At 63.2% G+C, this 23,661-nt stretch carries 20 protein-coding genes; 4 read left to right on the top strand and 16 right to left on the bottom strand.

Annotated features, from left to right (window positions below):
* Nucleotides 1–27: 27 nt before the first annotated feature.
* Nucleotides 28–1,521 carry a DHA2 family efflux MFS transporter permease subunit gene (locus HDG33_RS16460; protein WP_184030402.1) on the bottom strand — a complete coding sequence of 498 codons (1,494 nt, stop codon included), beginning with the start codon at nucleotides 1,519–1,521 and terminating at the stop codon, nucleotides 28–30.
* A 154-nt stretch (nucleotides 1,522–1,675) separates the two neighbouring features.
* On the opposite strand from HDG33_RS16460, the gene HDG33_RS16455 reads away from it, so the two are divergent.
* Complete coding sequence (locus HDG33_RS16455; RefSeq protein WP_184030399.1) at nucleotides 1,676–2,056, top strand: DUF6402 family protein; 381 nt, start codon at nucleotides 1,676–1,678, stop codon at nucleotides 2,054–2,056.
* Between the two features lie 38 nt (nucleotides 2,057–2,094).
* Nucleotides 2,095–2,439 carry a hypothetical protein gene (locus tag HDG33_RS16450; protein WP_311548316.1) on the top strand — a complete coding sequence of 115 codons (345 nt, stop codon included), beginning with the start codon at nucleotides 2,095–2,097 and terminating at the stop codon, nucleotides 2,437–2,439.
* Between the two features lie 85 nt (nucleotides 2,440–2,524).
* Here the strand turns inward: HDG33_RS16450 and HDG33_RS16445 are convergent, their stop codons facing one another.
* From HDG33_RS16445 to tssK, 15 genes are all read right to left on the bottom strand, one after another.
* The gene (locus tag HDG33_RS16445; RefSeq protein WP_184030394.1) at nucleotides 2,525–3,748 is read right to left on the bottom strand and encodes a dienelactone hydrolase family protein; all 1,224 of its coding nucleotides are present in this window, start codon (nucleotides 3,746–3,748) and stop codon (nucleotides 2,525–2,527) included.
* Between the two features lie 33 nt (nucleotides 3,749–3,781).
* The gene (locus HDG33_RS16440) at nucleotides 3,782–5,422 is read right to left on the bottom strand and encodes an AMP-binding protein (RefSeq protein WP_184030391.1); all 1,641 of its coding nucleotides are present in this window, start codon (nucleotides 5,420–5,422) and stop codon (nucleotides 3,782–3,784) included.
* Nucleotides 5,423–5,506: 84 nt separating this feature from the next.
* Complete coding sequence (locus HDG33_RS16435; RefSeq protein WP_018423881.1) at nucleotides 5,507–5,902, bottom strand: RidA family protein; 396 nt, start codon at nucleotides 5,900–5,902, stop codon at nucleotides 5,507–5,509.
* A complete protein-coding gene (locus tag HDG33_RS16430; protein ID WP_184030387.1) occupies nucleotides 5,899–6,342 on the bottom strand; it encodes a thioesterase family protein in 444 nt (147 codons plus the stop codon). Before HDG33_RS16430 ends, HDG33_RS16435 begins: the two co-directional genes overlap by 4 nt.
* Nucleotides 6,339–7,550, bottom strand: coding sequence for an acyl-CoA dehydrogenase family protein (locus tag HDG33_RS16425; protein WP_184030384.1), 1,212 nt, complete (start codon nucleotides 7,548–7,550; stop codon nucleotides 6,339–6,341). Before HDG33_RS16425 ends, HDG33_RS16430 begins: the two co-directional genes overlap by 4 nt.
* 1 nt (nucleotide 7,551) lies before the next feature.
* Nucleotides 7,552–8,403, bottom strand: a complete 852-nt coding sequence (locus HDG33_RS16420; RefSeq protein WP_184030381.1) for an enoyl-CoA hydratase family protein — start codon at nucleotides 8,401–8,403, stop codon at nucleotides 7,552–7,554.
* Nucleotides 8,404–8,422: 19 nt separating this feature from the next.
* The gene (locus HDG33_RS16415) at nucleotides 8,423–8,983 is read right to left on the bottom strand and encodes a MarR family winged helix-turn-helix transcriptional regulator (RefSeq protein WP_184030378.1); all 561 of its coding nucleotides are present in this window, start codon (nucleotides 8,981–8,983) and stop codon (nucleotides 8,423–8,425) included.
* Entirely contained in the window at nucleotides 8,980–9,753 is a 774-nt protein-coding gene (locus HDG33_RS16410) for an SDR family NAD(P)-dependent oxidoreductase (protein ID WP_184030375.1), read from the bottom strand. Before HDG33_RS16410 ends, HDG33_RS16415 begins: the two co-directional genes overlap by 4 nt.
* The gene (locus HDG33_RS16405; protein WP_184030372.1) at nucleotides 9,750–12,134 is read right to left on the bottom strand and encodes a bifunctional salicylyl-CoA 5-hydroxylase/oxidoreductase; all 2,385 of its coding nucleotides are present in this window, start codon (nucleotides 12,132–12,134) and stop codon (nucleotides 9,750–9,752) included. The genes HDG33_RS16410 and HDG33_RS16405 overlap by 4 nt, the downstream gene beginning before the upstream one ends.
* 949 nt (nucleotides 12,135–13,083) lie before the next feature.
* The gene (gene tssE, locus HDG33_RS16400) at nucleotides 13,084–13,503 is read right to left on the bottom strand and encodes a type VI secretion system baseplate subunit TssE (protein WP_090807878.1); all 420 of its coding nucleotides are present in this window, start codon (nucleotides 13,501–13,503) and stop codon (nucleotides 13,084–13,086) included.
* Nucleotides 13,504–13,514: 11 nt separating this feature from the next.
* Nucleotides 13,515–16,235: a type VI secretion system ATPase TssH gene (gene tssH, locus HDG33_RS16395; RefSeq protein ID WP_184030369.1), complete on the bottom strand. Its 2,721-nt coding sequence runs from the start codon at nucleotides 16,233–16,235 to the stop codon at nucleotides 13,515–13,517.
* A gap of 141 nt (nucleotides 16,236–16,376) precedes the next feature.
* Nucleotides 16,377–16,862 (bottom strand): Hcp family type VI secretion system effector, encoded by a 486-nt coding sequence (locus HDG33_RS16390; RefSeq protein WP_090807873.1) that lies wholly within the window; start codon nucleotides 16,860–16,862, stop codon nucleotides 16,377–16,379.
* 98 nt (nucleotides 16,863–16,960) lie between these two features.
* Nucleotides 16,961–18,799 (bottom strand): OmpA family protein, encoded by a 1,839-nt coding sequence (locus tag HDG33_RS16385; RefSeq protein ID WP_409259027.1) that lies wholly within the window; start codon nucleotides 18,797–18,799, stop codon nucleotides 16,961–16,963.
* Nucleotides 18,796–19,560: a DotU family type IV/VI secretion system protein gene (locus HDG33_RS16380; protein WP_184030363.1), complete on the bottom strand. Its 765-nt coding sequence runs from the start codon at nucleotides 19,558–19,560 to the stop codon at nucleotides 18,796–18,798. Before HDG33_RS16380 ends, HDG33_RS16385 begins: the two co-directional genes overlap by 4 nt.
* Complete coding sequence (gene tssK / locus HDG33_RS16375; RefSeq protein ID WP_184030360.1) at nucleotides 19,557–20,909, bottom strand: type VI secretion system baseplate subunit TssK; 1,353 nt, start codon at nucleotides 20,907–20,909, stop codon at nucleotides 19,557–19,559. The genes HDG33_RS16380 and tssK overlap by 4 nt, the downstream gene beginning before the upstream one ends.
* Nucleotides 20,910–21,508: 599 nt before the next feature.
* Here tssK and tssB point away from each other — a divergent pair.
* Both tssB and tssC read left to right on the top strand, forming a co-directional pair.
* Entirely contained in the window at nucleotides 21,509–22,021 is a 513-nt protein-coding gene (gene tssB / locus HDG33_RS16370; RefSeq protein ID WP_090807869.1) for a type VI secretion system contractile sheath small subunit, read from the top strand.
* An 85-nt stretch (nucleotides 22,022–22,106) separates the two neighbouring features.
* Nucleotides 22,107–23,657: a type VI secretion system contractile sheath large subunit gene (tssC, locus tag HDG33_RS16365; RefSeq protein WP_184030341.1), complete on the top strand. Its 1,551-nt coding sequence runs from the start codon at nucleotides 22,107–22,109 to the stop codon at nucleotides 23,655–23,657.
* Nucleotides 23,658–23,661 lie beyond the last annotated feature (4 nt).

Here is a 23,661-nt window from a genome sequence, read left to right as displayed (position 1 = left end):
ATGAAGCCAGCATAGTCAGCGGCGAACTCACGCATTTGATCGCGCTTGCGGTTTTGCAGTCGCGGCGGAGGGCCGAGACGATTCCGCCGCGTCACCATGCACGCCCGCGGCGCCACCCGCCTGCCCCGGCCTCAGCAACAGCCCACCCAGCACGCCGGCCGCCGCCGCAAAAACCGCCCCAAACAGAAACGCGACGTGATACCCGCTGTTCAGCGCAGCCGCCGCACTCGACGACGCCTGCATCGCCTCGCTACGCGCCGCGGCAAGACTCGCGAGCACCGCAAGCCCGAGCGCCCCGCCCATCATGAACGATGTATTGACGATGCCCGACGCGAGGCCCGAATCGGCGGGATCGACGTCGCTCATCGCGGCGAGCAGCAGCGGATTGAACGCGATGCCCGCGCCAAAGCCGAGCAGCAACATGCCGGGCAACACGTCGGGTACGAAGCTGCCGTCGACGGGCGCGCGCGCGAACAGCGCAAGCCCGCATGCCGCGATCAGCAGGCCGGCCGCGAGCGGACGACGCAGCCCGAAGCGCATCACCACGCGCGCCGACAATCCCAGCGAAAAGAGTCCCATGATCAGGTTCGCGGGCAGAAACGCGAGCCCCACCTGCAATGGCCGATAGCCGAGCACGCGCTGCAGATACAGCGCCGAAATAAAGAACCACGCGAACATCGCCGCCGCCCACAACACGCCGACCAGGTTCGCGGTCGCGACATTGCGCAAACGCAGCAGAGCGAGCGGCATCAACGGGTGTTCGATTCTCGCCTCGATTGCGAGGAACACGGCAAGCAGCGCGAGCCCGACGAACAGCAGGCCGAGCGTTTGCGCCGAAGTCCAGCCCGCTTCGTTGCCGTTGACGATCGCATAGACCGCCAGCATCAGCGATGCGGTCACGCTGAGCGCCCCGGCCACGTCGAGCCGTTCGCCGTGCGCGTGGCCGCGCGCAGCGGGCAATAGCGCGAGGCACAGCGCGTACACCGCAATGCCGATCGGCAGATTGACCAGGAAGATCCAGTGCCAGCTCAGCAGGTTGGTGAGCAGTCCGCCGAGCAGCACGCCGATGCTGCCGCCGCCCGCGCAGACAAAGCCATACACGCCCATCGCCTTCGCGCGTTCGCCGGCTTCGGTGAACAGATTCATGATCAGCGACAACGATACCGCCGAGACGATCGCACCGCCCAGGCCCTGCACGGCGCGCGCGGCGACCAGCAGCACCTGCGAATTCGCGAGGCCGCAGGCGAGCGAAGCGAGCGTGAAGAGCGTAATGCCGCTGAGAAACAGCTTGCGGTGTCCGTACAGATCGCCAAGCCGTCCGCCGAGCAGCAGGCAGCCGCCGAACGTCAGCATGTAGGCGTTGACGACCCACACGAGCGAAGTTTCGCTAAAGCCGAGATCGGCTGCGATGGACGGCAGCGCGACGTTCACGATGGTCGTGTCGAGCACGATCATCAGTACGCCGAGGCAGAGCACGATTAGCGCGAGCCAGCGTTGCTTGCCATGGAGGGAATGGGTCATGCGGACGCCCCTTTACGCGGATTCGGTCGATCACCGACGATGGGTTTTCGAGTCTAGCACCCGCACATTTAGCGTCCAACTACGAAATCCTGGGCGGCGGCGCTGCGCGAAGCCGCGCGCGGTTCCGCTTCAATCACTGCCGAGGATTTCGTATTTGCCGCCGCGCGCGGTGGCGGCTTCGAGCGGGAAGGAAGGCAATACCAGGGTTGCAGAAATCTCAGGTATCTACGTTTATATTAAGGATAGTTACGACTTCACCGACAAGCCTGGCGAGGCGTCGCAATATCTTGGCCATTGGAGCAAAAACGGGGTGATCGTTCTGGCTTACAACGGCGCGATGTCATATCTGAACGAACCGCGATTGTATTTTTCCTATCCCGTTGCACTGGGGAACCCGAAGGTCAGGGGCAACGTGTACTACCCGGTTCACAATAAGGACTTTAGAGAGTGGGCAATAAAACACCAGCGAGGAGGTGACTTCATGATCTATTCGGATCGAAAGCTTGTTCGAATCGACCCACCGATCAAGGTGTAATTATGAAACCGGGGCGATCGATCGGATGGGGCGCTGTAGTGCTCACAGTCGCGTTTGCCGTGCTTCTCGTCGCGACGCACACCGATCGCAGGAATGCGAGCGAATGCATCAAAAGCACGTCAAAAAACAGCCGCTACACTGCGGAGCGATGCCTGCTCCAATGGAGAGGCGGCAACGACCCGGCTTATCTCGGTCAGGTCTACGACGCCGCGTCAGGCAAACTGCTAGTGCGCAGAACCTTCAGCACACCGGTTCCTGAATTGATTTGGGTGGACGACGAAGGCGTTTCATTTTCCCGCGGCGGCGGCGACGCGTCGTTTATAAAGCTGCCCCCGTCATTCTATGACCGCATGATCGCCAGATTTTCGTCGATTGGACGATGAGTTTTTCGGTCTTGCACGCCGCGATTAATACGCGCTGCCGGCGCGAGTCATTCGGATGATGCACAGCGACGGCAGCACCACTTCCTTAAACCTTTGACTTACCCCCCATCAACCCATTCGACGGCAACGTCTCATCGAGCAACTTCCTCGCACTTTCAATCCCCGCCACCGGCAAGCCCCCCGGATCGAGCAGCCCCACCTGCACGAGCACCGAAGCCTGATCCCAATAGATATGCTCGTTATAAAGCTTGTCACCGCGGAAGCACACCACGGCGAGCATCGGCACCTCGAAGTGCTTGCCGGTCGGCGCGACGCCCGGCAGCAGCCAGTCGATTTCGCAGCTATGCGTGCAGCTGAAAATGAATTCATCGACGACGCGATCCGAGCCGATCGTGCGCGAAATCGGAATCAGCTTCGTGTCGGGCGGATTCGAGTTGACGAAGTGATGCGTGTAAAAGCGCTTCAGATTGTCATGCCCGACGCCGCCCGTCATCGTCGGCACGTGATTGACGTAGGGCTCGGCGACCATCGTCGGCATCACCGCGTCGACGTCCCGTGTCGCGAACTCGTGATAGCAGTGCGCTTCCCACAGCGCGTTCAGATCGTAGACCGGACCGAGCACCTTGCGCAGCAGCGCGAGCGTGCGCGAGTACGCCATCATCGCGGCGGGCTTGTCGTACTGTTTGCGCTGCGGCGCGGCGAACGCGTGATCGCAGCCGGGGTACACGTATTGCTCGATTTGCGGTCGCGTGCGCAGCGCGGCGTTGATGCGCTCGCGCGTTTCGGGTGGGCAGTGCGCGTCGTTTTCAGGGAAGTGGAACACCATCGGGCAGTTGATTGCCGATACTTCGTCGAGATGCGCTTCGAGGCCCACGCCGTAATAGCTGACCGCGCAATCGACGTCGGTGCGCGCCGCGCTCAGAAACGCGAGCTTGCCGCCGAGGCAGTAGCCGACCACGCCCACCTTGCCGGCCTGCTCGGGCAGTTCGCGCAACGCGGCGACGGTGGCGGCGATGTCCTTGACCGCGACGTCCGCGTCGAACTGACCCAGATAGCCGAGCGCCTCTTTCATGTCGGCGTCGCCGTAGCCAAGCGCAATGCTCGGCTTGATGCGCCAGAACAGATCGGGCACGAGCACGACGTAGCCTTCTTCGGCGTAGCGATCGGCGCTCGCTTTCATCGTGTCGTTGACGCCGAAGATTTCCTGCAGCAGTACGAGCCCTGGGACCGAGCCCTGCGCGGGCCGCGCGACGTATGCGTTGAAACGGCCGCCATCGTGGGCGACGACTTCGATGAAAGAGCCGGCCATGCAGTCTGCCTCCAGTCTCACGAAAGATAGGGGTTACGTCATCATGCGCAACTCGAAACGTTTGAGCTTGCCGGTTTCGGTGCGCGGCAGCGCGCCGACGAACGTGATGACGCGGGGATATTTATACGGCGCGACGTTATTCTTAACGAAATCCTGCAGCTGCGCGACCAGTTTATCGTCGGCGGTGTAGCCCGGGTTCACCACGACGAAGGCTCGCACGATTTGCCCACGCGTTTCGTCGGGCACGCCGATCACGCCGCATTCGGCCACCGCCTCGTGCTGCATCAGCACGCTTTCCACCTCAGGACCGGAGATGTTGTAGCCGGCCGACACGATCATGTCGTCGGCGCGCGCCTGGTAGAACACGTAGCCGTCCGCGTCGAGATAGACCGAATCGCCCGGCAGGTTCCAGCCGTCGCGCACGAAGCGCGACTGCCGTTCGTCGGCCAGATAGCGGCAGCCGGTGGGGCCACGCACCGCGAGTTTGCCGATCGTGCCGGGCGGCACGGGTTGCATGTCGTCGTCGACGGCTTGCACGACGTAGCCCGGCACCGCGCGGCCGATTGCGTTCGGCCGGATCTCCGCGCCTTGCGACGAAACGAAGATGTGAATCAGCTCGGTGCCGCCGATACCGTCGATCATGTCGATGCCGGTCGCCTCGCGCCACAGGCGCCGCGTCGAATCGGGCAGCGCCTCGCCGGCCGACACGGTCTTCTGCAGCGACGAAAGGTCATGTTGCGCGACGAGCGGCGCCATCTGCCGATAGAACGTCGGCGCGGTGAACATCACGGTCGCATGAAATCGTTCGACCACCTCGAGCAAGGTCTGCGGCGCCAGCTTTTCGACCAACACCGTCGAGGCACCGACGCGCAGCGGAAAGCACAGCAGCCCGCCGAGCCCGAACGTGAACGCGAGCGGCGGTGTGCCGCAGAAGATGTCGCTCGCGCAAGGCTTCAGCACATGACGCGGGAACAGGTCGCACATCGCGATGATGTCGCGATGGAAATGCATGCAGCCTTTCGGCGCACCGGTCGTGCCGCTCGTGAACGCGATCAGGCAGATGTCGTCGGCGGCGGTGTCGCTGGCGGTGAAGTGCTCGGGCTTGTTGACGGCGAGCGTGTCGAGCGAATCGGCGGAGTCGTCGTGAAAGCGGCGGGTCTGTTTCAGCACCGCGCAGCAGAACTCGTCCCGCGGATTCGTGCAGCGCTCGAGTTCCGCGCTCAGGCGCGCGTCGCAAAGTGCGGCACTGACCTGCGCCTTCTCGATGATCTGCTTGAGCTCCTTCGCGCGCAGCAGCGGCATGGTCGGCACGACGACGAGCCCGGCCTTCAGCGCCGCGAGTGTGGCGACGGCCATCTGCAATGTGTTCGGTCCGCGCAGCAGCACGCGGTTGCCGGGGCGCAAGCCCATTTCATCGACGAGCACATGCGCGCTGCGGTTGACCCGCGCGAGCAGTTCGCCGTACGTGGTGGCTTGCGGCTTGCCGTCTACGTCGGACCAGATCGCCGGCCGGTCGCGATGCCCCGCCTCGATGGTCCGCTCCAGCAGTTCGGTCGCGCAGTTCAGCCTCGGCGGATAGGCGACGTCCGGATTGTCGAGCAGTAAGACGGGCCATTGATCCTGCGGCGGAAGATTGTCGCGCGCGAAAGTATCGACGTGTGCTGACGGTTCCATCATGGTCTCCCGAGGCGTTGAGCCGGAAAATGCGCTTCGTTCGGTGTGAAGGGCTTGCCTGTGCGTTCGGTACCTGTACGACGTTCAGTGCGGAATCACCGCGGTGGCTTCGATCTCGACCTTCGCGCGGTCTTCCATCAGCGCGACGACCTGCACCGCGCTCATCGCGATGTCGTAGTCGCCGATCAGCTCGCGAAACGCGCGGCCGATGTCCTTCAGCGATGCGAGATACTCGCGCTTGTCGGTCACGTACCACGTGAGGCGCACGAGGTGTTCGGGCTTGCCGCCCGCTTCGCGCAGCACGGCGAGCAGATTCTTCAGCGCCTGCTCGGACTGCTGCGCGAAGTCATCGGACTGGAACTGCGCCTGTTCGTCCCAGCCGATCTGGCCGGCGATGAACACCTGCGTGCCGCTCGCAGCGACGCCGTTCGCATAGCCGCGCGGCTTGACCCAGCCGGCGGGAAGGAGAGCCTGTTTCATGAGCGATGCGCCTCGATGGAGGGGGCCGATGGAGCGTACGCCGAGAGCGCGCTCGCGACGTCGCTGGGAATATCGATGGATTTGCCGCTGTCGAACGATATGAACACGAGCACCTGTTTAGATCGGAAACGCGTTTCGCCGTTGCAATGACCGTGAATCTCGATGCCGATCGAACTGCGGCCGATGGTTCGGACCTTGAGCGTGAGCAGGATCGTTTCGCCCATCTGGCTCGGCCGCGAGAACTCGCAGTCGAGCTTGACGATCGGCAGGCCGATGCGGCGCCGCGCGATCATGTGCGCGTAGTCGATGCGCAAGCCCTCGTTGAACCAGTCTTCGACGAGCACGTTGGTCATCACGAGGTACTGCGGAAAGAACACGATGCCCGCGGGATCGCAGTGCGAAAAGCGGATGCGTATGGGCCGCTCGAACGAAGTGCTCATTGCGCATTCCCGTTCGCGGCAGCATGCGCCTTCAACAGATCGCGGCCGACGATCAGTTGCTGCACCTCGGTCGCGCCTTCGTAGATGCGCAGCGCGCGGATCTCGCGGTACAGCATCTCGACCGCGCTGCCGCTTTGCACACCCATGCCGCCGTAAAGCTGCACCGCCGCGTCGATCACCTGCTGCGCGCCTTCGCTCGCGTGCCACTTCGCCATCGCGGCTTCGCGCGTGACGCTTTCGCCCTGGTCGCGCAGCCACGCGGCGCGATAGACGAGCAGCGCGCTGCTGTCGATCGTCAACGCCATCTGCGCGAGCTTCGCCTGGGTCAACTGGAAGTCGCCGAGCGTCTGGCCGAACATCTTGCGCGACGCCGCACGCGCGAGGCCCTCGGCCATCGCATGACGGGCAAAGCCAAGCGATGCGGCCGCCACCGAGGTGCGGAAAATATCGAGCGTGCGCATTGCGATCTTGAAACCTTCGCCTGGCGCACCTAGCATCTGGCTCTTCGGCACGCGCGCGTTCGTGAAGCGCAGGCGCGCGAGCGGATGCGGCGCGATTACGTCGATGCGCTCGGCGATATCGAGGCCCGGCGTCTGCGCATCCACGATGAACGCGCTGATGCCGCGCGCGCCCGGCGCTTCGCCAGTGCGCGCGAACACCACGTAGAAGTCCGCGATGCCGCCGTTCGAAATCCACGTCTTTTCGCCGTCGAGCACGTAGTGCTCACCCTCTTCGCGAGCCGCGAGCGCCATCGCGGCGACGTCCGAGCCCGCTTGCGGCTCCGACAGCGCGAACGCGGCGATCGCCGTGCCGCTCGCGACGCGCGGCAGATAACGCGATTTCTGCTCATGCGTGCCCGCGAGCGAGATCGCGCCCGAGCCGAGGCCTTGCATCGCCAGGGCGAAATCGGCGAGGCCCGAATAGCGCGCGAGCGTTTCGCGCAGCAGGCATACGGCGCGCGTGTCGATCGTGTCGCCGTGCCCGCCATAGGCGACGCCGCCGACGCCGTATTTCAGCCAGCCGGCGTGGCCGAGTTCGCGCACCAGCAGACGGCAGGTCGCATCGGTGTCGCCATGCTCGTCATGCGTGAGATGCGCGCGGCACCATGCGTCGATGCCTGCCGCGAGTTCACGATGACGCGGCTCGAAAAACGGCCACGCGAGCGGGCTGTGCAAATCGATCGGGATGTTCTGATGATCGGCGCTCAACTCAGTCTCCTTCGAACACCGGACGCGTCTTCGCCGCGAACGCGTTGTACGCGCGCTCGAAATCGCGCGTGCCCATGCAGATCGCCTGCGCCTGCGCTTCGGATTCGATCGCTTCGTCGATGCTCATGCTCCATTCCTGGTGCAGCATCTTCTTCGTCATGCCGTGCGCGAAGCTCGGGCCGGCCGCGAGATCGGCGGCGAGCTTCTGTGTTTCTTCGATGAGCGCGGCCGGGTCGCACAGGCGGTTGTAGAAGCCCCAGGCGTGGGCTTCGTCGCCGCTTGCCGAGCGGCCGGTGAACAGCAGTTCGGCGGCGCGTCCCTGGCCGATGATGCGCGGCAGCATCGCGCACGCGCCCATGTCGCAGCCAGCGAGGCCGACGCGCGTAAACAGGAACGCGAGCTTGCTGCGCGCGGTGCCGAGGCGCAGATCGGAAGCCATCGCGAGGATCGCGCCGGCGCCCGCGCAGACGCCGTCGACGGCTGCGACGATCGGCTGCGGGCAATGGCGCATTGCCTTGACGAGGTCGCCGGTCATGCGCGTGAACAGCAACAACTCGGGCATCGGCAGATCGATCAGCGGCGCGATGATGTCGTGCACGTCGCCGCCCGAGCAGAAGTTTTCGCCCGCGCCGTGCAGCACGACGGCTTTCACGTCGGTCGCGTACGCGAGATCGCGGAACAGGTTGCGCAGCTCCGCATACGATTCGAAGGTCAGCGGGTTCTTGCGCTCGGGACGGTTCAGCGTGATCGTCGCGACCTTGTCGGTCACCGACCAGCCGACATGCTTCGCCTCGTGGCCTGCCAGGGTCAGGCGGTTGCCGGACAACAGTGCATCGGCGTTGGATCGTGTCATGTATTCCTCCAGTGCGAAGTCAGCCTCTCAGGCTGTCGAGCAGATGCTGCTTGAGCTTGCCGAGGTCCTGATGCGTCTTCATCTTTTCGTCGAGGCTCAGGCCGCCGAACAGTTCGACGACCCATTGCTCGTGCGCGACGGCCATTTTGTCGAACGCCTTGCGGCCAGCGGGCGTCAGGCACACGCTGATCGAGCGGCGGTCGTTCGGATCGGTGTCGCGCGTGACGAGCCCTTCTTTTTCGAGCTGATCGGTGATGCCAGTGACGTTGCCGCCCGTCACCATCAAACGGCGCGACAGCTCGGTCATCTTCAGGCCATCGGGATGTCGTTCGAGCTGCGCCATCAGATCGAATCGCGGCAGCGTGGTGTCGAATTCGGTGCGCAGACGTTTGCGCAATTCGGCCTGGACGAGGTTGGTGGTGGTCAGCATGCGCAGCCACAAACGCAGGCCCATGTGGCTGTCCGCACCGGTGCTCATTTCGAGGTCCACGACGTTCTCCGCGGGTTGAGCCACGCCTTTGCGCGACAGCTTCGCATCCGATGCCGCCGCCGACTTTTTTGCCTGGGTTGATTTGCTCACATCACTTCTCCACCCGAAATGGAAATGGCTTGCCCGGTGATCGCATCCGAGCCGGGGCGGCACAGCCACAACACCGCGTTCGCGACCTGCTCCGGATTCACGAAGCGGCGCTGCGGATTCGAGCGCAGCAGCGTTTCGCGCGCCTGTGCTTCGGTGCGCGAGGTCTTGCTCGTGATCTGTTCGAGCGAGGCATGCAGCAGCTCGGTTTCGGTGTAGCCGGGGCACACTGCATTGACCGTGATCCCGCGCGTCGCGGTTTCGAGCGCGAGCGAGCGCGTGAGACCGATCACGCCGTGCTTCGCGGCGCAATACGCGGCGACGTACGCATAGCCGATTTGCCCCGCGGTGCTCGCGACATTGACGATGCGGCCATAGCCACGCTCGAGCATGCCGGGCAGGACGGCGCGCGTGCCGAGAAACACGCCAGTCAGATTCACGTCGAGCATGCGTTGCCACAGCGCGATATCGGTGTGCGTGAACGGCGCGGCCTGCGCCTGGCCCGCGTTGTTCACGAGGATATCGACGGCGCCCGCCTGCTCGAATGCGCGCGCCACTGAATCTTCTTGCGTGACGTCCACGCTGATACACGCGACGTCGCCGAGCGCCGCGCATTGCTCTCGCTGCGTGTCGAGGCGTTGCGCGTCGCGGCCCATCAGCGTGACGCGCGCGCCATCGCGCAGCAGCGCCTGCGCGATGGCCGCGCCGATGCCGCTGCCGCCGCCGGTGACGACCGCGTGTTGTCCGGCGAGAGGAGTGTCTGAGGTGTTCACACGGTTCCTTCGGCGCGTTGCGCGCGTTGTTGCGCCGTGAGGCCGGCGTTGGCGATGGCCTGCGTACGCTCGCGTTCGAGGTTGCGTTCGAGCTGCATTTTCGCGGCGGTATAGGGTTTCGGCCACGCGACGTCGAGATAGCCGATCTTTGCCGCTTCGTTCAATGTCCATGACGGATTCGCGAGATGCGGACGCGCGATCGCGCACAGATCGGCGCGACCCGCCGCGATGATGCTGTTCACGTGGTCCGCTTCCGAAATCGCGCCGACCGCGATCGTCGCGATGCCGGCTTCGTTGCGCACGCGATCGGCGAACGGCGTCTGGAACATGCGGCCAAACACGGGCTTTTCTTCCTTGCTGACCTGGCCCGACGACACGTCGATCATGTCCGCGCCGGCCGCCTTGAACGCTTGCGCGATCTTCACGGCATCGTCGGGCGTGTTGCCGCCCTCGACCCAGTCGTGCGCCGAAATCCGCACCGAGATCGGCTTGTCTTGCGGCCACACCGCGCGGATCGCGCTGAATACCTGCAGCGGATAACGCAGACGGTTTTCGAGCGGACCGCCATATGTGTCGGTACGGTGATTCGTGAGCGGCGACAGGAAGCTCGACAGGAAATAGCCATGCGCGCAATGCAGTTCGAGCCAGTCGAAACCCGCTTCGATCGACATGCGCGTCGCCTCGACGAACTGCTGCTCGATGGTGCGCAGCTCCTCGTGTGTGGCTTCGCGCGAATGCTGGCTGATACCGCGCAGATACTGCTGCGACGACGCCGAAACGAGTGGCCAGTTGCCTTCGTCGAGCGGCTGATCGATGCCTTCCCACGCGACGCGGGTCGAACCTTTCGCGCCGGAGTGGCCGAGCTGGATGCCGATCTTCGCATCCGATTGCAGATGGACCAGATCGACGATGCGTTTCCACGCGACCAGATGCTCGGGCGCGTACATGCCCGGGCATCCGGGCGTGATGCGCGCTTCGGGCGACACGCAGGTCATCTCGGTCATCACGAGCGCGGCGCCGCCCATCGCGCGCGCGCCGAGATGCATCAGGTGATAGTCGCCGGCCACGCCGTTTACCGCCGAGTACTGCGCCATCGGCGACACCATCACGCGATTTTTCAGCTTGACGCCGCGCACCTTCAAGGGGGTGAACATCGGCGGAATCGAATGCCTGTCAGCGGCGCGCTCGACACCCGCGCGCTTCGCGAGCCAGTCCTCGAAACCGGAGAGATACTGCGCATCGCGCTCGCGCAGGTTCTCGTGCGAGATGCGCTGCGAGCGCGTGAGTAACGAATACGCGAACTGTTCCGGCTCGAACGACGTATAACGATCGACGTGCTCGAACCATTCGGTCGAATTGCGCGCGGCGTTCTGGATGCGCAGCACGTCGACGCTGCGTACTTCGGTGTAGTGCTTCAATGCGGCGGCCAGATCGTCCAGGTGCGAACCCGGGTGCGCGCTGATGCTGTTCGCGAGTTCGATCGCGTCTTCGAGCGCGAGCTTGGTGCCCGAGCCGATCGAGAAGTGCGCGGTGTGCGCGGCGTCGCCCATCAGCACGATCGGCGTTCGTGTGCCGTTTGCGTTGCTGCGCCAATGCACCCATTCCTTGTTGACGACGCGCGGAAAACGGATCCATTGCGACGAGCCGCGCAGATGCGCCGCGTTCGACATCAGCGCGTTGCCGTCGAGGTACTTCGCGAACAGCTTCTCGCAGAACGCGATGCTGTCTTCCTTGCTCATTTCGTCGAGACCGGCGGCGCGCCACACGCGTTCCGGTGTTTCCACGATGAACGTCGAGGTTCGATCGTCGAAGCGGTAGGCGTGCGCCTGGAACCAGCCGAATTCGGTTTGCTCGAACGCGAACGTGAACGCGTCGAACAGCTTCTTCGTACCGAGCCACACGAAGCGGCAGTCGCGCACGTCGATGTCCGGCTGGTAGGTGTCCGCGTATTTCTGGCGCACGAGGCTGTTCAGGCCGTCGCTCGCGATGATCAGGTCCGCGTCGTACGCGCTGTCGTCCACGACCTGGGTTTCGAACACGAGCTTCACGCCGAGTTCTTCGCAGCGCGCTTGCAGGATATTCAGCAGACGTTTGCGACCGATGCCGCAAAAACCGTGGCCCGATGAGCGCACGCTGTGGCCGCGAAAGTGAATCTCGATGTCGTCCCAGTGATTGAACGCGTCGAGAATCGCCTCGGCGCTCGGGGCGTCGGCGGCGCGCAGATTGCCGAGCGTCTGGTCGGAGAACACGACGCCCCAGCCGAAGGTGTCGTAGGGGCGGTTGCGCTCGATTACCATGACTTCATGGCCGGGGTTGCGTTGTTTCATCAACAGACCGAAGTACAAACCGGCCGGACCGCCGCCGATACAGACTATGCGCATGCTGGTTCCCCAAAATGAACTCTGCGGTGAGATTAATTTAGGTTTTGATAGTTTAGATGTCAAGTAAATTTCGGGGACGGGTCTCGAGTCGTGTTCTTGATCCTGGAAATAAAAAGCGTCAGTGAAAAATAAAGAGTGTCACGCGTCTCTCACAATGCGGAATATCGGACTGACGTTTCAGTATGCGAAAGCAGGGGCGGGAGCCCCTTCGGGGACGCGCAACAAAGCCTGCATCAAAGCAGGCGAGAACTAGGAGGGCTTGGGCTACGCCCGGAGAAAAGCGCATTCGACTTGCAGCGAGAGCAGACCCGGAAGTGTGTAATCGGGGCGCCGAATTGCTCAAATTCTTGATCACTTCCTGTTTTCCGGCCAGAGCGGGGAGAAAAGGTTGCGATGCGCTGCACCTAAATTTCGCACGGCGTCGCCAATAACAGGACGGACACCCGAGGAGGCCATGGCTTTCGGTCGGCGCCGACCGCATCCGCTTCCTGCCAAAGCCGGTAGGCATCCGATGGTGCCGTTATCCAGAGCGAAGTTGTTTCCATCTGCACCTCATATACTGGACTTGCGTCTTTCGCACCAAATGACGAATCTTCGATTCGTCACCCACGTCTACAAGGAGAAGGAGCCATCCGTATGAACGCCGCACAACGGCACTCGCACTGGCCGGGACATTCAAGCAGACGGAAGCATTGCCGTTAACCGGACTGGTTGGAAAGCAACTGTATATCCAATGCGCAACGCCTTGCGTGCAAAAGAGGCGGGTTTTTGCATCTCTTTCGGGCAAGCAAAAGTCGTATTGAAGGGATTCCCACATACGCATTGCAAATGCACGGCACGAAGCCGGAAATAGACAGTGAAACAATAATGAAGAAATTTGCGTGGGCGGACAGGGCCATCTATAAGATGGCCCTGTCTCAGCGGATCGGGTTCTTCACTGATCGAAGGGCTACTTTGCTTCAGTCTTCCGCTCAAGTCGCATCCGTCCCGGTGGCTCGAAGTACGTGCCGAACCGCACCAGGCCGGCCTTCTTCATGTGGCACGTCATCTCGAAGCTCACGAGCACGCCGGGGTCCTGATTGTCGATGATCTCGACGTCGATTGCGCGAATCCGGGGTTCGTACTTCAAAAGCGTTGCCTCCATCTGCTGCCTGAGCAGGTGGGACGAAGCGGGCAGTGCCTTGTAGATGTTCGTGAGGTCCGGCAGGCCATAATCGGGCAGGTGCTTGAGCGCGCCCGCGCGCGTGTTGAGGATGCGCCGCACATTCTGTTGCACGCTCATGATTTCCAGCGTTCTGTCGTCGTAGGCGTCGAGCGACTCACCGCCGATCTGGCCAAGGAGCATGTCGTAGAGCGAGGGGCCTGCCATCGTCTGCTCCGTCAGGCGCTGGCGCCGGCCGGCACCGCGTCGCTCACATGTGCAACGGCTGCCGCAAATGCGTCACCACGATCTAGAAAGTCGATCGTGAGATTCCCTTCAGGCGAACTCGACAGCCGGATTTCCGCCGGCGCCGCGCCGTTCGCCATCCGCGTGAGCAGTTCGCGCGACACGGCGGGCAGGATCCGCTGGTTGAGGAACGCATCGACGTTGCGCGCACCCGATTCACGCGCGAGGCAACGCTGCGCGAGTGAATCGGTCAGGGCGTCATCGGCGGTCAATGCGACGTCGTGCTGCCTGCGCAGACGGTCGGCGATTTTCGCGAGCTTGAGCCGCACGATCGAAGCGAGCGCGCCTGCGCCCAGAGGGCGATACGCCAGCGTCTGGAAGCGCGCGAGCAGCGCGGGCTGGAAGTGCCCAACCAGTTGCGGATGAATCGCCTCGAGCAGTTCGGCCTGCGAGATGGCGGGGTTCTCCGCGGTTGCCTCGTCGATCTGCGCGCTGCCGAGGTTGGAGGTCATCAGGATCACGCAGTTGCGGAAGTCGATTTCGCGGCCTTCGCCGTCGCGCATCATGCCGCGATCGAACACCTGATAAAAGATGTCGAGCACATCGCGATGAGCCTTCTCGATCTCATCGAGCAGCACGACGCTGTACGGGCGTTGCCGCACCGCTTCGGTCAGGATGCCGCCGCGGCCATAGCCGACGTAGCCAGGCGGCGAGCCTTTCAGTTGCGACACCGTGTGTGCTTCCTGGTACTCCGACATGTTGATGGTCGTGAGCGCCGCCTCACCGCCGAATAGCACATCGGCAAGCGCAAGCGCTGTCTCGGTCTTGCCGACACCCGAGGGACCAGCCAGCAGGAACACGCCGAGCGGCGTGCGCTCGCTCTTCAGCCCCGCCTTGGCGGTGCGCAGGCTCTCCGCGAGCGCGGCCAGCGCATCGTCCTGTGCGACGACCCGCTTCGCGAGACTGTCCTCGATCGTCAGCAGGCTCCTGAGTTCGTCCTCGACAAGATCGCCGACCGGCACGCCGGTCCACTCAGCGACTACGCGTGCGATCGCCTGCGCATCAACGTCCGCAAAAACCAGCGCTGTCCTGCCCTGTGCATCGGCCAGTGTCCGCTTCGCGCTCGCAAGCGCTCCGGCATCCGGTTTTGAATCTTTCGTGTCCCGCTGTACATGCAACGCCTGGACAAGCCCCAACTCATGCTCGTAGCGCGCCTGCAAAGCCATCAGTTCACTGTTCGCATCAGCAAGAGCAGCAATGAGCGCATCACGTCGCGGCGTGACGTCGTCAACGCCGGCCCGTTCGTCCGCGTCGAGCGTCGAGCGTTCAATTTCGATCGCGGCGACTGCTGCGCGGGCACGCTGCAGCTCGGACGGCGGCGATTCCAGCCCCATGCGCACGCGCGCCGCGGCCGTGTCGATCAGGTCGACCGCCTTGTCGGGCAACTGCCGGGCCGGGATATAGCGGCGCGAGAGTTTCACGGCCGCGACGAGCGCTTCGTCGCGGATATGCACGTTATGGTGTTTCGCGTAGCGGCTCGCGAGCCCCCGCAGCATCAGACACGCTGCTTCGTCATCGGGCTCGTCGACCTTGATGATCTGGAAGCGCCGCTCGAGTGCCGCGTCGCGCTCAAAATATTCCTTGTATTCCGACCAGGTGGTGGCCGCGATCGTGCGCAGTTCACCACGCGCGAGCGCGGGTTTCAGCAGGTTCGCCGCGTCGGCGCCGCCGGCGGCGTTGCCCGCGCCGATCAGCGTGTGGGCTTCGTCGATGAAGAGCAGGATTGGCACGGGCGAAGCCTGCACCTCATCGATCACGTTCTTCAGGCGCTGCTCGAATTCGCCCTTCACACCGGCGCCTGCCTGCAGCAGGCCCAGGTCGAGCGTCAGAATGCGTACGTCGCGGATCACATTGGGCACGCTGCCTTCAGCGACGCGTAGCGCGAGGCCTTCGACCAGCGCGGTCTTGCCAACACCCGGCTCGCCGACGAGGATCGGATTGTTCTTGCGTCGCCGCGCGAGCACGTCGACCATCTGCTGGATTTCGCGTTCGCGCCCGAACACGGGGTCAATCTCGCCGCGACGGGCCTTGTCGGTCAGGTCGATAGCGAACCGGGCAAGTGCCTCGCCGTCGGTCGAGCGCGGCGGCGCATGTTTCGTGGGCGCACTCGTGGCCGACGGCGGTTGGCTTGCGTCGACTTCGGATGCTGACGCTCTCGCCGGTTCTGCTTCGTCGGGCTGGTTTTCGCAGGACTGGTGGCCGAGTCGCGGGATCAGGCGCTGGATCTGCGCGCTACTGACCGACAGCAGCGGCCGCGCGTTTTGCGCACGCAGCACGTGCGGCGCGTCAACAATCGCCTGCAACAGATGACCGGAACGGATGGGCTGATCAGCCTCCTGCGATGATGCCCAGTTCCAGGCATCCTGCAGCACGGTCGCCAGCTGTAGGGAAAGGGCGGGTTTGCCGCGCAGGTTGCGGGGCAGGTGATCGATCGCCGCCATTAGCGCGTCCCAGACGGCATTGATGTCGATTCCGTAGTGGCGCAAGATCGTAGGAATGTCGCCGTCGTCTGCCTCGATAAGCTTGAGCAGCCAGTGCTCGACGGTGATCTCGTCCGCGAGGCGCGCCTGGCAGAGGCTCGCAGCCGCCTCGAGCGCTCTCGCGCAGTGCGGGTTGAGCCGGCGAAGCAGGTGGGTAGAGTCGCGCAGTGTCATATCAATGCCGTATCACGGAACGGGGCAGAAACGCCGCTCTACCCGTATCAAAAAAGTGCCAGCCCACGTACGGGGCTGGCAAAAAGGAACCGGCTGCGGGGTGCAGTACCGGTTCCGGCACAACATGGCTTGTGGCCAGGATCAGGAACGCTCGTTCCAGGTATCCTTGTGGATGATGTTGCCGTCCTTGTACGACCACGTGATCGTCTCGTAGCGCAACTCGACCTCTTCGATGTGGTTGTGCTTCTCGTAGTCCGGATTCTTGATATCGAGCATCTTCGGGTTGACCGCCACGATCTTCACATTGTCGAGCCTGGTGTTGAAGTACTCTTTCTCCTTGCCCGCGTCGTCGATCTTGTACCACTTGATCTCGACCGACTTCAGCGTCTGACCGCTCGTCACCGCCTTGTACAGGTACGGCGTCGACGCATCGGTTTCCTTGGTCAGCTTGATCGGCTTGTGCACGCGCGTACCGGTCAGCTTGCCCGTGTTGCCGTCGGTCGGGATGTTCACGCCATGGTCGAACGCGACGAGCTCGACGCTGCCTTCGCGACCCTGGACCGTCACCGAACCCTTGATGTCCGCACCACCGTCGTCCTTGACCCACATGTAAGCCGGAATTGCCATCTTTCACTCCCTTTTCTGGTACTACGACAATCGCCCGGAGCCAGCCCCCGAGCCTCTGAAACCCGAAGCGTTCGCTTCGAGGGCTAAAAGAGGTCCTGCTATCTGGTCGAATCCTCCAACGGGATTTCTTTTGGGGCGTCCGGCACCAGCGTGATTTCGACGCGCCGGTTCCTGGCTCGCCCCTCCTGCGTATCGTTGCTCGCGATCGGCCGCGTATCGCCGTAGCCCTGGATCGCGAACTGCGTGGCGGCAATGCCCGACACCTCGATGAGCCAGTCGCGCACCGCGCCCGCGCGTGCGACCGACAGCGTCAGGTTGCTGTCCGGACTGCCAACGTTGTCGGTATAACCGGCCACGAGAATCCGTTTGTCCGGATGCGACCTGATCATTTCAAGCGCGCCGACCATCGCGCGCGTCGAGCCGGGCTTCAGTTGCGCGCGGCCGCTGTCGAACAGCGACATGCTGTCAAGCGTGACCACCGCAGGCGGAGGCGGCGGCGGCTGGTAGGTTGCGATCGCCTGGTTGAGCGCCGGCATCAACTGCGCACCGCGGTACATGCCGAAGGAAAGTCCGAGCGGCACCCCTGTGCGTGAATAGCGGTCGAGCTGGTCGCGATCGGCCACGAGAGCCTGCAGCGCATCGCGCTTTGCGGCGTCGTGTGCAGCAGGAATCATCGAATATCTTCCGAGATCCGCGCCGATACGGGTGATCAGCGCCTGATTGTTCCTGGCGGCGCCCCAAAACGCCACCGCGATCGCGCAGGCAACCAGAGCAACGGCGTGGGCGAGAGCCGCCAGGCGCGGCGACATCCACAACCGCCGCGGCATGGCCTCGATCAACGGCTGGGGCAGCGGCCACGGCAGCGGGGACGCCGGCAGTGCAGGCGGCACGACCCGGGTCTGCATTTCGACGTCGCGCTCCCAGGGCCTGCCCGGACCGCTCGCCGGCCCGCAATCGATCCAGCCCGCGCCGAACAGTGTCCACGGCGTGGCCGGCTGCCGGCGGTCGCTTAGGACGCCGATCACGACGCGCTGGGTCCAGCCGACGATCGAAGCCAGGCTTGCCGCGCGTGCCGCCACGCTTGCCGCCACACTGCGGTCGCCTCCGGCCCGCTCAACTTCAGTTTCGGCCACCTGGACCACGGCTTCAAAACGGCTTGCGTCAGCCAGGCGCGTAGCCGATGACACGCCATACCACTGTGGCATCGCGAGTGTGGCCGGCGCATTGGTGAGCCGCTGGTAGACGGCAACAAAGCCTGGCAGGCGCACGCCGAGCATGCGCGAGGCGTCAGCGACGGACTGCCGCACGACGCGCAGATTCTGCGTCAGGACATCTTCACCCGCGTGCAATGCGGGCGCCACCGACAGCACGACACCATCGGGTGCGCGCCCATCGCGCCACTGCTTCACGGCCACCGCAAGGCGGGGCAGATCCTGCAGCCGGTCGGCCCGTAGCCATATTGCGCCGTCGCCAACGTGTGCGAGACGTCGCTCTCCGGCAATCCGGTCGAACAGGTTCCCCAGGGCGTCGCCGGTCACGAGCACGAGCGGCATGCGGGTGCGCAGGTTGACCGGGATATTCGACGTAGCGGCGCCGAGTGCAGTCAGTACGTGTACGTTCTGTTCGCGCGCGCGTGAGAGCTGACGGGTGCGCAGCCAGATCAGTACAAGCCATGACAGGACGATGGGGACAGTGAGCGTCCATGCGAGACCCTGTCCGGCGCCCCGTCCCACAGGGACTTTCGTTGGTCGAAGGAAGCCCTCCTGGGAGACAGGCAACACCAGCCAGATAACGGCGAGCGCGAGCGCGGCCATCAGTGTCACGATGGCACGGAACGGGTAACCCAGGCCCTCCAGCGCGCGGCTCTGCGCCTGGTCCAGTGTGCGGCTCGTGTCCCCGAGCGCCGGTCCGGACGGTTCGTGCAGATCGGACTTCACGGCGGCGGCGCCATCGGTACAGTTGGTACGAGGTGCGCAATCTGCGCATCGAGCACCTGTGCCCATATCAGCCAGATCACCGCGGCCGCCACGCACGCGAGGCCGGCAATCGCCCAGGGCGAGAGGCGGTAGAACCAGTCCGAGAACCGCCTGCCGGTACGATCGGCAAAGAAAGGGCGGGCAGCGACCGGGCGCCCCCCAAGGGGACTTCCTTCGGGGCGCAGTTTTTCGAGTTGCGTATTGAGTGAGGCGATCAGCACGGAACGCTTCGCTTCGCCTTCACGGGCGTAGCGGCCCATGAACCCCATCCCGAGGACCGCCGCGTAGCATTCGAGCAGCGCAATGTGCGGCGACGCTTCACGCATCCGCTGCTCGAGCCGTTCGAACACGCGTTCGCCCGCGTCATGCTTGCCAAACCGCTCGACCTGCAACGGCTGCGCATCCCAGACCGGCTTGTTCTCCGCACTCAGGTTGCGCAGTACGGCCTCGTCGAGCAGCCCGCATTGGGCAACCTCTGCGTCTTCGCGGACGTCCGCCGCAAAACCGCGCTGATCGAGCGCGGTTGAGAAACCCGCCATCAGCTGCTTGCAACGTTGACGCAGGGTAGCAGGGTCTTCCGCGTGGGCACCCTCGGACAATCGCGTCACGAGCAGGGCGGTGTCGCGCAGCAGGTCCCGAATACCACTGGCGGCAGTACGGTTCGCAGAGGCGAATCCACCCATCAGGGCGGTCTCGCCGCGGGCAGGAGTCAGCGTGCTCATGAGCGCAACACCGCGTAAAGTTCAAGCGACGCGTCGGGAACCGACGTCGGCAGGTAGATCTGGCAGGCGCGGGCGGCCAGCATCCGCGCGTGCGCGGGATCGCTCGCGTCGAGCGCGAAGTACTGGTTGTCCAGCCGCACCGGGATGGCGGCCGGCACGCGCTGCACGGCCTTCAGCGGAATGCCGGGGAGCGCCGAATTGACGATGTGCTCGATATCGTCCGGCGCACCTATCTTGCAGAGCCTCGGGAACTGCTCGACGAGTTCGAATGCAGGCGACGCGGCGTGGACCGACAGATACCAGTCGGCGGAACTCGCTACGATGCGCTCGTCGAGGAACTGGCCCGCCCACGTCGTCGGATTCCTGTGCGTGAGCCCAATCGACACCACACGCGACGGAATGATCGCGTCGAGCAGATCACGGATCTGCGTCTCCAACCTGGCGAATACTTCATCGGCACGTACGTGGTCATACGCCGGAATGTCGCCGAGCTGCGAGCCGGTCGAGAACGTCATGAGGACGCTCGCGAGCTGGGCAAGCGTCGAGTACAGCCGCTCCGGAGGCTGGCCCGGATGCGTCGAGAAGAACCGCAGTTGCGGCCAGACCGTATGGATGCAGTGGAGCAACCAGAACAGCTGCACGTCGGCCACGCCGTATTCGGCAACCTGCTCGATGCGTTCGCTTCTGCGCGAACCCAGCGCCGTGCTCTTCGCCTGCAGGATGTCGGCAAGACGATTGATCCGTTCGACGTGCAGCGCATGACTGCCAAGCGTCAGGCACGGTGGCACGTATCGGTGGTCGACCTGAAATTGCCCGCTCGTGGTACGCGTCAACCGGGCAATCGCACACACCGTGTCGTCGGCATGCGACTCGAAGTCGAACCGCAGTCGCACCGCATGGCGTTCGGCGGCAATCTCGACCTCGCCGGTACCGTTGAGGTCGATGACCTTGACGAACTCCCGGTATGAGCGCCGCGGCCGCGCCAGCGTCGCTTCGTCGAACCGGCAGTTGCTGCCCGTGGCATTGAACAGCGGCAGGGCGGCCAGCACGACCACGCTCTGCACATCGGCTGGCAGTCCCTGCGTCAGATCACGTGCAGGCGGCAACGCATCGGTCACCGTGGAGTCGATCAGTGTGCCGTCCGGAAAACGCAGCTTCAGTCGGGTGAGCTTCAGACGCCCAGCTGCAAGCACTTCCTCGTCGATATCGATGCCCTGCGTGCCCCACGGCTCGGCGACGCAGGCGGCAGCGATCTGGTTCAACGTGAAGTCGACGTTTCGGCCCAGCTGCTGGAAGTGCTGTTGGGTCAGGATCAGCCCTTCGTGAAAGAGCGGTTTATCGATCCGCATGGGTGTGGTTGTGCCGTTATCTTGGATTATGGTGAGTGGCGATTCTATACGCGTGACTTGTGATCCGTATACAGTTGAGAATAGTTAAGCATGCGAACTACATCAAATAGAGGATGATTATTTTTGAGATATTGTCCGTGCCAGAATAGGCAATATTCTCGATGCATGGTTAGCGCGATGTTGCCATCGTACCGCCTTCATCATTGAAAGATTGTCAGACAATGTCATGCCCTTGTGAACCAATGCCAGCAACGGTTTCGTGAAAATTGTCACGCATTCGCATATCTCGTTTATCAAATTATTCATATTGACGAGTCTGAATGCGCATTGAATTGATGATAATTAACAATTATTCAAGATGTCTTTACAATCCGTATCGATTTCACAACGCCGGCATACTTTGACTCGGCGCGGGTAAACCTGTTTAATAACGCGTGGCAATAATGATCGCATGAATGGAGGCCGCGCTATGGGGTACCACAAGGAGTCCTTCGCGAGCGAAACACGCATATGCGTGTGCGCCCGATCGAAAGAGGTCACCGCATCGCATCGGGCGAGTTCTGCGGGGGATCCTGAACGTCGTTCAATAAGGAATACAAATGGACAGCTTCCAGCGCGAAATTCCGAAAAGTCGGGTTTCGATCACGTTAGATTTGCATACGGGCGGTGCCCAGAAGAAGGTCGAGCTGCCGTTGAAGCTGCTCGTCGCCGGTGACTTCAGCGCGGGCAAGGAACAGGCGCCGCTCGCCGAGCGCAAGAAAACGGACATCAACAAGAATAATTTTGATTCTGTTCTCGCTGACTACGCGCCGGACCTCAAGGTCGCTGCGGAAAACACCCTGGCCGGTGACGGCTCGGAACTGCCGGTGAACCTCTCGTTTCGCTCGCTGAAAGACTTCGAGCCGGAACAGGTGGCACGTCAGATCCCGGAGATGCAGGCGCTGCTGGCGGTGCGCAATCTGCTGCGTGACCTGAAATCGAATCTGCTCGATAACGGCACGTTCCGCCGTGAGTTCGAGAAGATTCTGAAGGATAAGCCGCTCTCTGACAAGCTGCGCGGCGAACTCGCACAGATCGCGACGGCGGCCACCCAGCCTGAAGGCCATGCCTGAACGGCGTCGGCCCAAGACGGCCTTCACCGCGTTCCATAACCGGACAGATATGCAGGTAGCGATAGTATCGCAGACAGGACACGAAATGAATCCCACTGAATCGCAGCAAGGCGGCACGACCGAGACCGTCGTGCTGGACGCCCCCCATGGGGGCAATGACAGCGTCTATGCGTCGCTGTGCAGCAAGATCAACCTGAAGCCCGTCGCCGAGGCACGGCCGCTGGTCGCCTTCCGCGACAGCGACATGCTGTCCGAGGCCTCAGCCGACGAGCGTATCGCGCGCGGCATGGGTGCGTTTCTCGATCTGATCAGCAAGGGCAGCAAGCCAGTCGACCGGCTCGACAAGTCGCTGCTCGATTTCCATATCGGCCAGATCGACCGCCAGATCAGCCGGCAGCTTGACGCAGTGATGCATACACCGGAATTCCAGGCGCTCGAAGGCCGCTGGCGTGGCCTCAAGATGCTCGTGAGCCGGACGGACTTCCGTCGGAACGCGCGCGTCGAAGTACTCGACGTGTCGAAGGAAGCGCTGCAGCGTGATTTCGAGGATACGCCCGAGATCATCCAGAGCGGCCTGTACCGTCTGACCTATATCGAGGAATACGATACGCCGGGTGGTCAGCCGATCAGCGCGATGATCAGCGACTACGAGTTCACCAACTCGCCGCAGGACGTGGCGCTGCTGCGTAACGTTTCCAAGGTGGCCGCAGCCGCGCACATGCCGTTCGTCGGCTCAGTCGGCGCCGCGTTCTTCGGCAAGCAGTCGATGGAAGAAGTGGCCGCGATCCAGGATATCGGCAACTACTTTGATCGCGCCGAGTACATCAAGTGGAAGAGCTTCCGTGACACCGATGACGCCCGCTACGTGGGCCTGACAATGCCGCGTGTGCTCGGTCGCCTGCCGTACGGCAAGGATACGACGCCGGTGCGTTCGTTCAACTATGAGGAAGCGGTCAAGGGTCCGGACCACGACAAATACCTGTGGGTCAACGCGTCGTTCGCCTTCGCGGCCAACATGACGCGCAGCTTTGTCAACAACGGCTGGTGCGTGCAGATCCGCGGCCCGCAGGCGGGCGGCAAGGTCGAGGACCTGCCGGTTCACCTGTACGACCTGGGCACCGGCGCGCAGCCGAAAATTCCGACCGAAGTGCTGATTCCCGAAACCCGCGAATTCGAGTTCGCCAACCTCGGCTTCATTCCGCTCTCGTTCTACAAGAACCACGACTTCGCGTGCTTCTTCTCGGCCAGCTCGGCCCAGAAACCGGCGCTGTACGAGACTAGGGAGGCGACCGCGAACAGCCGCATCAATGCGCGCCTGCCTTACATCTTCCTGCTCTCGCGCATTGCGCACTACCTGAAGCTGATCCAGCGCGAGAACATCGGCACGACCAAGGACCGGCGTCTGCTCGAACTTGAGCTGAACAGCTGGATCAAGGGCCTCGTGACCGAGATGAAGGATCCGGGTGACGAGTTGCAGTCGTCGCATCCGCTGCGTGAGGCGAAGGTCACGGTCGAGGACATCGAGGACAACCCGGGCTTCTTCCGCATCAAGCTCTTCATCATTCCGCACTTCCAGGTGGAAGGCATGGACATCGGCCTGTCGCTGGTATCGCAGATGCCGAAAGCCAAGAGCTGATCCG

The sequence above is a fragment of the Paraburkholderia sp. Cpub6 genome (assembly GCF_014201065.1).
GTDB classification, from domain to species: domain Bacteria; phylum Pseudomonadota; class Gammaproteobacteria; order Burkholderiales; family Burkholderiaceae; genus Paraburkholderia; species Paraburkholderia tuberum.
The sequence above is the reverse complement of the archived record's forward strand: the minus strand, read 5'-3'. Positions and strand labels throughout refer to the sequence as shown.